The organism is Paraburkholderia yinzeri (assembly GCF_046581065.1).
In the GTDB taxonomy this organism is placed as follows: Bacteria; Pseudomonadota; Gammaproteobacteria; order Burkholderiales; family Burkholderiaceae; genus Paraburkholderia.
Genome location: NZ_JBFOCJ010000002.1, coordinates 1052868 through 1065335 on the forward strand (window position 1 = coordinate 1052868; position 12468 = coordinate 1065335).

Below are 12468 nucleotides of genomic sequence, written 5' to 3' on the forward strand. Positions count from 1 at the left end.
TCACTCAGTTTTTCAGCCGGTAGCCGGTTTTGAAGACCCACGCGGTGATCCCGACAAACGCCGCGAGAAAGGCCGCCGTCATGGCGAGACTCACGCCGACATCGACGTCCGCGAGCCCGTAGAAACTCCAGCGAAAGCCGCTGATGAGATAGACGATCGGGTTGAATAGCGTGATCACCCTCCACACCGGCGGCAGCATGTCGACGGAGTAGAAACTGCCGCCGAGGAAAGTCAGCGGCGTGATGATCAAAAGCGGCACGAGTTGCAGCTTCTCGAAGTTGTCCGCCCAGATGCCGATGATGAAGCCGAGCAAGCTGAACGTTACCGCCGTCAGCAGCAGGAACAGCACCATCCACAGGGGGTGCTGGATCTGGACCGGCACGAAGAGCGTAGCGGTTGCGAGGATGATGAGCCCGAGCAGCGTCGACTTGGTCACCGCCGCGCCGACATAGCCAATCACGATTTCGAAATACGACACGGGCGCAGACAACAGCTCGTAGATCGTGCCCGTGAAGCGCGGGAAGTAGATGCCGAACGACGCGTTCGAAATGCTCTGGGAAAGCAGCGACAGCATGATCAGGCCCGGCACGATGAACGCGCCGTAGCTGATGCCGTTCACCTCGCGCACGCGCGAACCGATCGCGGAACCGAATACGATGAAGTAGAGCGAGGTCGAGATCACCGGCGCGATGATGCTCTGCATCAGCGTGCGCCTCGTGCGTGCCATTTCGAAGCGGTAGATGGCGCGAATCGCGTAGAGATTCATAGGGAAGTCACCTGCCCTTTGCCGTTGTCCGCGGCCGACGATGTGGCGGGCAGCGCGGCGGGCAGCAAAGCGGCCTTCGGATCCTTGCTGACGAGACTCACGAAAATGTCCTCCAGCGAACTCTGCCTCGTTTTCAGGTCCGTGAAGCCAATGCCGGCTTCGCTCAGGCTCTTGAGCAGCGCGATAACGTCGTTGCGTTCGCTTTCTGCGTCGTAGGTATAGATGAGCTCGGTGCCGCCGCCGGCCAGTTCCAGGCGCCAGTTGGCCAGCGCGGCCGGAATGTCGGTCAACGGCGCGTCGAGCTGCAGCGTCAGTTGTTTGCGGCCCAGCTTGCGCATCAGGACGTCCTTGCGTTCGACCAGCATGATCTCGCCGGCGTTGATCACGCCGATCCGGTCGGCCATCTGTTCCGCCTCGTCGATGTAATGGGTCGTCAGGATAATCGTTACGCCGTTTGCCTTGAGCCCGCGCATGAGTTCCCACATGTCGCGGCGGAGTTCGACGTCCACGCCCGCGGTCGGCTCGTCCAGAAACAGGACCTGGGGCTCGTGCGCAAGCGCCTTCGCGATCAGCACGCGGCGTTTCATACCGCCCGACAGCGTGAGGATCTTGTTGTTTCGCTTCTCCCACAGCGAGAGGTCGCGCAGCACGCGCTCGATATACGCGGGGTTGGGCGGCTTGCCGAACAGGCCGCGGCTAAACGATACGGTGCCCCAGACCGTTTCGAACGCGTCTGTCGTGAGCTCCTGAGGCACGAGGCCGATCAGGGAGCGCGTATGGCGGTAGTCTGTGACGATATCGTGACCGGCAACGCGTACGCGGCCGTCGCTCGCCTTGACGATGCCGCAGACGATGCTGATCAGCGTGGTCTTGCCGGCGCCGTTCGGTCCCAGCAGCGCGAAAATCTCGCCGCGCTGGATGTCCAGGCTGACGCTCGCGAGTGCGCGGAATCCCGACGCATAGACTTTCGAGAGATTCTCGATGGAAAGTATCGTTTGCATAGATGCGACATTACCAAAAGCGGGCCCATCGCGTGCCAGCGCGACCCGCCGACCCTGGCGCAGAAGCCCGCCGCGCCGCCAGTACCCTCCCCCGCCTGCCGCGTCGCGGCAGGTTTCCAGACCACGCCCTAATTTTTTTGGATTGGACTCGCACGATTAACCGTTCTGGTCTACTCTCGTTCAATCATACGAATAGATCGAGGGGACCCCGTGCTCACGTCCGTCAGGGGCGACAAGGTCTGGGCCACCGGCCTTGTCCGACGCATTTACGTGCTCAGAGCCCTCGGCTACGCGATAGGCTCCGTGCCCGTACTGTCCCTGCTGCATCTGCAGCACGCCTCGACGCTGCTTCTCGTCGGCGTTCTGGCCGTCTGCCTGATCTGGCCGCATGTCGCCTATGTGCACGTGCACCCGGTCGTCGCCCATGCGCCCGGCAGGGAACGGTGGAACCTGCTCTTCGATTCGGCATTCGGCGGCTGGCTCGTCGCGGCCGTTCATTTCGAGCCCGTCGCGGCGGTCGTCATCCTGCTGATGTTTGCGCTCGACACCATGGCGATCGGCGGGTGGCCCCTGTTCGTTGCCGGGATCGGCGCGAGCGCCGCCGGTCTGCTGGCCGGGACCGCCATTTTCGGTGTCGCCTTATATCCGCTGGATGGACGGATCGCCCCGGCATGGCTGCCCATCATCTTCGTCTATCCGCTCCTGTTCGCCAAAACGACCCACGACTTCTCCGTCAAGCTTCTCGATCGCTCGCGCCGCCTGCGCGAACTGAGCGAATGCGACAGCCTGACCGGGCTCCTGAACCGTACGGCGGTCCGCACGAGACTGCAGGCGCTGCTCGCCGACCCTAACCGGAAAGGCGGATCCGTCCATGTCGTTTTCCTCGACCTCGATGCCTTCAAGACCGTCAACGATGCGCTCGGGCACGGCGTCGGCGATCTGCTGCTCGTCGAAGTCGCCGCGCGTCTGCGGGCCTGCGCCCGTCCGGGCGACCTTGTCGGCCGCTACGGCGGCGACGAATTCGTCATCGTCGCGGCGGGAGGACCCGACGACACGGTGCGCTTCGACTTGCCCGACGCCGTGCTTGCGACGATGGCGACGCCGGCACTCGTCGGCGGGCACGAGCTCGTCGTCAGCGCGAGCGTTGGCGTCAGCGTGTATCCCGTGGACGGCAACGACGCGGGAACGCTGATCCCGTGCGCCGACATGGCCATGTACGCGGCCAAGAATCGCGGCCGCAACTGCTGGGAACGCTACCGGCCCGAGATGCGCGCGGACGCCGACGCGAAGCTCATCCTGTCGGCACGTCTGCGAAAAGCGATCGACGCCGGTGCGCTGCGACTGCATTACCAGCCGCAGGTCGACATGCGCAACGGTCGCGTGCTTGGCGTCGAAGCGCTGGTGCGCTGGTACGACGAGATTTACGGCGAGATCGCCCCGGCGGAATTCGTCCCGATTGCGGAAACGTCGGGATTCGTCGCGAGACTCGGCGAGTGGGTGCTACGCGAGGCTTGCCGCCAATCGGCCCTGTGGCGGCGCATGGGGATTCCGCCCGTGCGCATCTCGATCAATCTGTCGCCGCTGCAATTGCAGCGAGCGGATATTGTCGAGACGTTCCAGAGCATCTTGCGGGAGACGGGCGTCGATCCGAACCGCCTCGAACTCGAAGTCACCGAAACGGCGCTGATGCAGCAACCCGAGATCGCCGTGCGCCGCCTGCACGAGTTTCGGCGCGCCGGTATCAGCGTGGCGATCGACGATTTCGGCATGGGCTACTCGAGCCTCGGTCAATTGCGCACGCTGCCGGTCGACCGCATCAAGATCGACCGGGCGTTCATGCCGGGCGCCGCCGTGTATAGCGTCGGGGAAAGCGACACCGGTGCGATCGTGAGGGCGATCATCACGCTTGCCGGAGCGCTGGGCTTGTCCGTCATCGCGGAAGGCGTCGAGACGCTCGCGCAGCAGGAGTTTCTGCTGGCTCTGGGTTGCGTGGAAGCGCAGGGGTACCGTTTCAGCAGGCCGCTCGACGCCGAGAGCATTACGCGCGTGCTCGCCGACGGCGGCCCGCTGCCGCAACCGTCGCTCGCGGCACACGGCGACAAGGTCGTGGTCTGAGCGGCAGGCGGCAGGCGGCAGACGGCAGGAATGGCGGCCGAGTCGGATTCTTATGATGGCCGCGCAGGTCCGCCGCATCAATTATCGCTGCGGTTTCGCGCGGACGCGCGCGCATGCACGCGTCCGCTGCTTTTACAGCATAGCTGCGCCCCTGGAAACGCGATAAGTGCCCTTACCCGCCTGTTTGGCGCGGTACAACGCTTCGTCTGCACGACGAATGATCTGGTCCGAAGCTTCATTCCCGGCAGCGAAGGCAATGCCGATGCTGGTGCCGATCGCGACCGTCTTGCCGGCCGACAGGCGATAGGGGCGCTCCAGTTCGCGAATGAGGCGTTGTGCGGTTGCCGTGGCAGAGGTCAGATCCGTGTACTGGACAACGATGGCGAATTCGTCGCCGCCAAGGCGTGCCGCGAGTTCGTCATGCCGAAGCGCCCGGTTCAGGCGCGCCGCGACTTCCTTCAGTACCTCATCTCCGGCGCCATGGCCGAGTTTGTCGTTGACCTGCTTGAATCCGTCGAGGTCCAGATACATGACGGCTGGCGCGTTTTCGCGTGTGATCGTTGCATGGGCAAGGATCGTGTCGAGCTGGTCGCCGAATTCGCGATGGTTGGCAAGACCGGTGAGTGAATCGTGTCTCGCGAGGTAAAGAATGCTCGCCTCGTTCTGGCGGCGTTCCGTTACGTCTTCGATGATGATCACGGCGGTGCCGTCGGGCAGCGGGTTGCAGGTCATCTCGAGCTGGCGACCATCGCGGAGTTCGAGGTCCAGCGGACTGCGTCCTTCGAGGAGCCACGCAGCGCATCGCTCCGTGATCTGCGAGCGCAGCGTCTCGCCGAACTGCGCGAGCGCGACGTGGCCGATGAACTCGGGCAGCGGCACATTGAGTTTCAGCATTTCGACCGCGGCGCCGAACAGCTCCGCCGTCCGGCGGTTGGCAATGATGACCCTTCCCGCAACGTCAGTCGTACACAGGCCGTGCGGCATGTTGGCCAATGCCGCGTCGAACCGGGCCGCAATTTCCGCATGTTTCTGTTCCGCGCTCATCAACGCGACAAGCCCCTCGTAGTGGCGACGGACAACCGAGACCATGGCGGTGACGTAAGCCGCCAGGGGAGGCACGAGAATCCAGAATCCGCTCCGTGCCGCGAGCAGCGCACCCAGGCCGATCGGCAGCGCGCCCAGAAGAATCTGCGCGATCGCGAGGTAAGGCAGCGCGGCGTTGCGTGACGCGATGCCCCCCAGAACCCCGGCCGTCACCATGATGGCGAGGGCGGCCACCTCCGGATCCGCCGACATCACGCACGCCATCGTGCCGGTACCCAGCAACAGCGATGAGGCAAGCGCGAAAGGCACGTAGGAGATAGCCCACCGGTGCGGATCGACCCCGGCCGCGGGGTGGCGGGACGTGTAGACGTACACCATGCCGAGCCGGGCCGACGTCATGCCCAGATCGGCGGCAAACCATAGCGCGGCCCACCATTGGTGCAACCGCACGAACGCCGTCGCCGCCACGAACGCGCTGGCGATGCCCGCCATGAGCAGCGGACGGAAGTTGTCGAACAGCGTCGACAGCAGCGACGAGCGGATGGATGCGCCAACCGTTTCCCGCTCCAGCGCCGGCGTCGAGAGAGTCAGGTCGAAGGCGGAATATTTCGTGAACATGATGCGGCCGTGGTCGAGGCTCGGCATTCCTGAATTGTGCGGACAGACGATGATCCCGGTTTAACGGCCGCGCAGGCGTTGTGTTGATTGGTGTAAACACGTCCGGTCAAGACGGCGCCAGGTCCCTGAGTGGCGTTATCGACGGGGCATGCCGGTTGATCTGTTCTACCAGGGGCGCATCGCTTTCGCCAGGCAGAGGGCGGCCAAAGAGATAGCCCTGCACCTCGGTGCACCCTTCTTCCGTGATGCGGGCCAACTGCTCCCGGGTTTCGACGCCCTCCGCCACGGTCGTGACCCCAAGGCGCTTGCCCAGATCCGCGATGGCCCTGACCACGGCCGCGCAGTCGGGCCGCGTGACCGCGTCACGGACGAACGAACCGTCGATCTTGATCTTGTCGAACGGGAATGCCCGCACGTGTACCAGCGACGAGAAGCCCGTTCCGAAGTCGTCGAGCGCCACGCGCACGCCCATGTCGCGGAGTGCGCGCAGGTCGGCGACGACTTCGCCCTCGTCATGCAGCAACGCCGTTTCCGTCACTTCGATTTCGAGCCGGTCGGGAGGCAGTCCGGAATCGGCGAGCGCGGCCGCGATGGCGGGGCCGATCGTTGCGCGGCCCAGTTGGGCCGCGGAAACGTTCACGGCCACGCGTGCGCCGTCGCGCCAGTGCGCCGCGTCGCGGCATGCGCGGTTCAGCACGAAGCGCCCGAGCCGGTCGATCAGGCCGCTGTCTTCGGCCACGGGGATGAACTCCGAGGGAGGAATCCAGCCCCGCTTCGGGCTGTGCCAACGCACCAACGCCTCTCTCGCCGTTACCCGGGTCGTCGCAACGTCGACGATCGGCTGGTAAAACACGAAGAGGCCCTGATTCTCCTCGAGCGCCACGCGCAGCTTCGCCTCGAGCTGCAGCCGCTCCTGTGCCCGCGCCTCCATCTCCGGCGAGAACATGCGGTAGGTTCCCTTGCCGGCGGCCTTGGCTGCGTAAAGCGCCATGTCTGCACGCGAGAGCAGCGCCTCCGCGCTCTCGTCGCGATGCGGAGCCAGCACGCATCCAATGGAGGCGCCGATCCGCACCTGCCGGTCGGGCTCGAGGGCATAAGGAGCGATGAGTACCTCCACCAGCCTCGCGGCAATCGAAGCGACCGCATCCGCGCAGGTACCGCGTACGAGCACCGCAAACTCGTCGCCGCCGATGCGTCCGAGCTTCCTGTTCGGCGCGTGCAGACATTCGCTGCGCAGCCGGTTGGCGACCTGCCTCAGGAGTTCGTCGCCGGCGCGATGTCCGCGCGCGTCGTTGATGATCTTGAACCCGTCCAGATCGATGTACAGCAGACCGATGGCCGTGTCCGGCCGCGCAAGGTTCGCCTCCAGTTCGTCGAGGAAGGTGGCCCGGTTCGGAAGGCCGGTGAGCGAGTCCTCGTGCGCGAGCCGGTGGATCCGTTCCTCGGCCTCCGCCTGCTGCGTCACGATCGACCAGGAGAGCATCGGGCCGATATAGTGACCGTTCGCGTTGTTGACGGCCGACACCTGGAGGTCGAGCACCTCCGGTCCAAGCTGGATGCGGGTCCGGTGCGGGAGATTGGCGGGATCGGACAGCAGCCGGCGCTGGTGTTCCGGATGCGGGTGAAACACGTCGATCGAGGTACCCACGATGTCGGCCACCCGGATCGGCAGCAGATGTTCGATGACGTGCAGCGTATGCTTCGACGTTTCGTTGACGTAGTTGATCCTGAAGGTGTCCAGGTCGACGGTCATCACGGCCACCGGCATGTCGTCGATCATGTCCAGCAGGCGCTGCTGGGCCTGCTCCCGGTTGCGCGACTCGCTCCGGGCTTCGATCATGCGTGCGAAGGCTTCGTGATTGACGAAAACCATGGCGATCAGCCCGCCCGACACGAAGACCATGTTGATGGCGGTCGCGACCAGCGTCGGTTCCCCCGTCGAAACAAAGAAGAGCATGAACGGCACGTTCACGATCACCGTCACGATGAGGGCGGCGGAGCGCAGGAACATGAGGCTCAGGATGATCCCGATCACCGTAATCGCCATGTAGAAGGCCACCTGGGCCTTCTCAAACGCATCCCCGTACGGATACAGCAGGAGCGCCCACGTGGTGAAAGCGACGGCGATGACGACGGCAAGGCGGTTCGTGCGCATGAGCGCCCGCGCGGCGGCTTGTGCGGTCGTGTCCGCATGACGCGATTTCCACCAGTAGAGGATGCGTATCGCGCACGTCAGCGTGAGCAGGGCCGGTACGACGACGGTCAGCCAGCCGGGTGCGTGCCCCATGTGCGTGACGGCCACGCTCCAGGTACTGGAAACGAGGATGACGTACATCACGGGAAGCTGCCGCGCGAAGGCCTGGTGTTGCGCCTTGAGCAGCTCCGGATTCTCCGGCGGCACGGCAATCAGCCGGATCAGGCTCGCCAATCGTTGTTTCGGTGTCATGGTGCAGTACTCGGTGAAAACCGTCTGTTCAGGTTGCGTTGTCCGATTGGCTCCAGTACGCGTCTCCTCCGGTTTTCTTGTCGATTGCCCCGGCCGTTTCCCCGCCGCCCGTTCAGCCCGCGAGCTTGCGGAACGTCTCGAGCACCGCTTCGCCCTTGAACGGCTTGACGATCCAGCCCTTCACGCCGGCGGCCTTGCCGCGCTCCTTCATCGCCGGGCTGCTTTCCGTCGTCAGCATGATCACGTTGACGCTCAGGTTCGCAAGTTCGCCGCGGATCTTCTCGACCATGGTCAGCCCGTCCATGTTCGGCATGTTCACGTCGCTGATCACGAGCCGGGTGCCCGGGCTCGTGCGCAGCTTCGCGAGACCGTCCTTGCCGTCGATCGCCGTGTCCACGTCGAGGCCGTTCTTTCTCAGGAAGCCCGCTACCTCGTCGCGTACGGTGCTCGAATCGTCCACCACCAGAATCTTCGCCATCATGCATTCCTCTCGGGTTACCGGGTTGTCAGAAAAGTTCGAGCTCGCCGACGCCCTCGGCAACGTCGGCGACCTCGGCGACGCGCGCCACGAAATCGAGCGGCGCATCGGCACAAACGCATACCGTCGCGCCAAGCTGCACGGTACCGTTAACCGTCACGCAATACGAGGCGAGGAAATCGGGCTTCAGTTGAGCCAGATACGACGCGCAGTGGCCGCTGAGCACGTAGGGCGTCGACATCCCGAGATCCGGAAAGTACTCGACAAGCTGGTGGTTCATCGCGCCACAGCACAGGTTGCAGATTTCGAGCAGCCTTTCCTCCAGCGTCGCCTCCCCGCTGCCGAGGTAGTAGGCGCGTGTGGCCTCGTCGTTGTCGAAACGCAGGACCAGCAGCAACCTGAAAGCGATCGAGGAAATCGTCAGCACGATCAACTCGTCGCCCGACGTGCCCTCATGTCGCGCGCCCTGCACGACTTCGCACGAATCGCCTGCGCTGGCCGTCAGGCGCAGGCGCGCGGCCTGGCGGAAGATCCGCTCGATGCTGTCTTTCGCTGGCTCGCTGATCACGTCGCCGCCTGTTCGAGCCTGAATTGAAGCTGGTTCGCGAGCGCGGCGACGCCGCCAAGCGACGCGACGATCATCTTGCCGCCTGCCTGAATGTCCTGGAAGGTCGCAGTCGTGATCAGGTCGTTGCGATGCAGGCTGTCCCGATAGCTCTTCGACAGTTCCTGCGAGCGCGACGCGAGCGTACGCACCTCGCTCGCCACGACCGAGAAGCCGCGTCCGGCGGCGCCCGCGCGCGCCGCTTCGATCGACGCGTTCAAGGACACGATCAGCACGTGCGCGACAATCGACGACAGCTCCTGGTTCTTGCTGTGCATCTCCTGGTTCTGCGCCATCAGCGAGATCATCTGCTCATGCCAGCGCTCGAACGTTACGGCGAGTGTCTTGAGCCGGGCCGCTTCGTCCGCGATGGATGCCGCCTGCCGCCCGCATTCCCTCTTGAGCTCAAGCACGGCGGCGTGCTCCGCGTGGGCTTCGCCCTCGCTCGCCGAGCGCTGGGCCAGGTCGTCGCGCAGGCTCGCGACGAGCGAATCGAGTTCGCGCCTTTCCTGCTCGATCTGCTCCCGATGCCGGGCATCGGCTTGCGCTAGCGCGGCGCCATGGCGCACCTCGGCATCGGCGCGCTGCTGCGCGAGCGCCTGCGCGCCGCGGCGCCGCTCGAACCACGCCGCCGCGAACGCAGCCAGAAGGCCGAGCGCAAGCACCACAATCAGGATTCCATATCGTTCTGCCACTACCCTTCTCCCGGTGACTCAATCGGACAGCGCGTCGACCTGCAACGGCATCGCTTCCTGCGCCTGCGCCGCGCCGCCCATGCTGTGCACCGCGCACCGCGCCGGCAGGCAGACCACGATCTGGAACAGACGGTAGTCGGCGCCGCGCCGGTCGTCGGTGAAGCGCAACTGGATGCTGCCGTCCTCGCGCTTCAGGAAATCCCGAACCGCATCCATGCCGACGCCGCGCCCGGACACTTCCGTGACCTTTTCAGCAGTCGAGAAGCCGGCGTGGAAAATGAAGTCGGCGACCAGTTCGTCGCTCAATGGCGTGTCGTCATCGAGCCAACCGCGCGCACTCGCGATGCTGCGGATACGCCCGAGCGCGAGGCCGCGACCGTCGTCGCTCAGGGTGATCTGCAGTGCGCCCCTGTCGAGGCCGGCCCGAACGGCGATCGTGCCGGCCGCCGGCTTGCCTTGCGCGACTCGCACAGCCGCGGTCTCGATGCCGTGATCGACCGAGTTGCGAATCAGGTGCATGAAGACGTTCTTCAGGGTGCTGCTCACCTGCTTGTCCACGCGGTAGCCGTCGTCGTCGATGCGCACGACGGGCGGCTCCTTGCCCAGCTCCCGCGCCAGCGACGGCAACGACCCGAGCACGCCCGACAAGGCGTCCTCGATCGTTTCGGTGCCGAGGATGCGCAAGCTCCGGTACAGCGAGTCGCGCATCGTCAGCAGGCCGCGAACGTCGACCGGGTCCACCGCTTCCAGCATGCGCAGGCTCTCCTGGATATGCCCGCGGTCGACCATCAGGTAGCGTTCGGCGCTGCCGTGGCTTCCCGCTTCCTTGCGGCCCAGGCTCACGTCGTTGATCGTCCTGTAGCGCTCGATTGCGGCCTTCACGCGTTCGAGGTCCGCAATCAGCACTTCCTGATTCCACTCTTCGCTGACATCGTTGCGGCGCAGGGCGTCGTAGCGCCGCTCGGTCTCGTGCACGATGCTCGTGAGATGCTGCAGGCTATAGGTTCGCGCATTCCCCTTGATGGTGTGCGCGTTGCGGAACAGTTCGGCAATCGCCGCGCTGTCGGCCTGCGCGTGCTGGCGAATGATCCGCTCATTCTCGTTGACGAAGCCTGTTGCGCTGTCGACGAAATGGTGGAACTTCTCTTCGCTGACCGCGAGAATCTCGCCGATCATCTCCAGCCGGCTCTTCTGCTCGCCCGCCTCGGCGGCAAGCTGCCGCAGCTCGGTCACGTCGCGCACGCAGAGCATGAGGCGCATCACCGTGTCGTTCTCGTCGCTGATCGCCGACCAGCTCAGGTCGAGCGTCTTCACGCGGCCGTCGGGCATCGTCCGGGCAATCTCGTTCACGAGCAGGTGCTGGTTGAACGTAAAGTTGATCGCGTCCTCGCCGATGCAGGCATGAATCGCGGCATCGATCTGCGCGCGCAGGTCGGAGTTCAGATTCGTGTGGTCGAACACGAGCTCCATGACCGGGCGCCCGGCGATCTCCTTCGTCTCGAAGATCGCCTCCAGATAGGCCGAGTATTCGGCGTGCACGAGCGCGCCGTCGACCACCGTCAGCATGCCCTGCTGAATGTTCTGCAGCATCGCCTGGATGTCGGCGGTCTTCTGCTTGAGCAGCGCGGAGCTTTGCTGGATCTTCTCGATCATCTCGTTGAACGCGACGATCGAGCGCCCGATTTCGTCCATCCGCCCCACCGGAACGCGGCGCGTGAAGTCCTGGCTCGATGCGATCTCGCTCATCATCGACTGCATGCGGGCCAGCGGCCGCCCGATCACCGCCGCCAGCGCGGCGCGCGCGCCGAGACCAATGCCGAGCGCCGCCAGCGCGATCACGGCCGCCGCGATCATGAGCCGATGAAACTGCGCCTGCGCGCTGTCGAAGCGCGCCTGCTGGTGATCCACCTGCAACGCTTCAAGCGCGCTCATCGCCCGCTCATATCGGGTGTTGAGCGAATCGGCCTCGCCCCGGGTGTTGTGGAATTTGTAGTAGTCGTTTTGCGAAAGCTGCGCGAACTCCGGCTCGAGCGCCTGCTTGATGAGGGCCGCCCGGGCCACCTGCACCGCGTCGGCGGCGCGGGACTCCTCGGCGTTGCGCGGCTTGGCCAGATACGCCGCCCAGTTGTCGTCGCTCGCCTTGAGCACCGCGCGCGCCTTCGGCAGCAGGTCGTCGCTCGCGCGCCCCATGGAAAACAGTGTCTCGTAGTTGCCGAGCGCCAACTGCACTTGCAGCATCAGCTCGGAACTCGTCTTCAGGTGGGTGAGCGCTACCGTATCGGTCGCGTACGACTGCTTGAGTGCATCGTTGCTCTGCTTGAGACCCAGCACGGCGACTAGCATCGTGGCGATCAACGCGAGCGTATAGCCCGCAATCGTGAGCGTGAGCCCATTCTGTATCGTTAAGCGTTTGAACATATCGTCGCGCGCGCGAGTTCGCATTGGTGCGAACAGGGCTCGCTACCCTCCGTTGTGGTGTGGTGATACGCGCATGGACGATTCTCTGCCGGAATTTTTTGTCCATTTCTACGATATCGGTTTGGTTTGGCAAACCTTTAGCGACCGGCCACAACGGTATTCCCTACCCCCATCGATATGGTATGGCTTCCTATGTATAGATCAGGGTTTCTACCCAAGCCCCGGGTGCGAGCGGCGAATTTAAGGAAATCCTTACATGTAAACCCGCAGTTCCTCAGGGAAC

General features: G+C 64.5%; 9 protein-coding genes. 1 reads left to right on the top strand and 8 read right to left on the bottom strand.

Going from position 1 to position 12468, the window contains the following annotated elements; genetic code table 11:
* Positions 1–4: 4 nt before the first annotated feature.
* Both WJ542_RS21785 and WJ542_RS21790 read right to left on the bottom strand, forming a co-directional pair.
* Complete coding sequence (locus WJ542_RS21785) at positions 5–766, bottom strand: ABC transporter permease (protein WP_411191568.1); 762 nt, start codon at positions 764–766, stop codon at positions 5–7.
* Positions 763–1767, bottom strand: a complete 1005-nt coding sequence (locus WJ542_RS21790; RefSeq protein WP_411191570.1) for an ABC transporter ATP-binding protein — start codon at positions 1765–1767, stop codon at positions 763–765. The genes WJ542_RS21785 and WJ542_RS21790 overlap by 4 nt, the downstream gene beginning before the upstream one ends.
* Before the next feature lie 210 nt (positions 1768–1977).
* On the opposite strand from WJ542_RS21790, the gene WJ542_RS21795 reads away from it, so the two are divergent.
* Complete coding sequence (locus WJ542_RS21795) at positions 1978–3882, top strand: putative bifunctional diguanylate cyclase/phosphodiesterase (RefSeq protein WP_411191571.1); 1905 nt, start codon at positions 1978–1980, stop codon at positions 3880–3882.
* A 132-nt stretch (positions 3883–4014) separates the two neighbouring features.
* Here the strand turns inward: WJ542_RS21795 and WJ542_RS21800 are convergent, their stop codons facing one another.
* The 6 genes from WJ542_RS21800 to WJ542_RS21825 form a co-directional block, all read right to left on the bottom strand.
* Positions 4015–5544, bottom strand: a complete 1530-nt coding sequence (locus WJ542_RS21800; RefSeq protein WP_411192517.1) for a diguanylate cyclase domain-containing protein — start codon at positions 5542–5544, stop codon at positions 4015–4017.
* A gap of 106 nt (positions 5545–5650) precedes the next feature.
* Complete coding sequence (locus tag WJ542_RS21805) at positions 5651–7990, bottom strand: putative bifunctional diguanylate cyclase/phosphodiesterase (protein WP_411191572.1); 2340 nt, start codon at positions 7988–7990, stop codon at positions 5651–5653.
* Between the two features lie 112 nt (positions 7991–8102).
* Positions 8103–8468 carry a response regulator gene (locus WJ542_RS21810; protein WP_411192518.1) on the bottom strand — a complete coding sequence of 122 codons (366 nt, stop codon included), beginning with the start codon at positions 8466–8468 and terminating at the stop codon, positions 8103–8105.
* Positions 8469–8496: 28 nt separating this feature from the next.
* Positions 8497–9036, bottom strand: a complete 540-nt coding sequence (locus WJ542_RS21815) for a hypothetical protein (protein ID WP_411191573.1) — start codon at positions 9034–9036, stop codon at positions 8497–8499.
* Positions 9033–9767: a methyl-accepting chemotaxis protein gene (locus WJ542_RS21820; RefSeq protein ID WP_411191574.1), complete on the bottom strand. Its 735-nt coding sequence runs from the start codon at positions 9765–9767 to the stop codon at positions 9033–9035. Before WJ542_RS21820 ends, WJ542_RS21815 begins: the two co-directional genes overlap by 4 nt.
* Before the next feature lie 18 nt (positions 9768–9785).
* On the bottom strand, positions 9786–12185 hold the full coding sequence (locus WJ542_RS21825; protein ID WP_411191575.1) for a Tar ligand binding domain-containing protein: 2400 nt from the start codon (positions 12183–12185) through the stop codon (positions 9786–9788).
* Positions 12186–12468 lie beyond the last annotated feature (283 nt).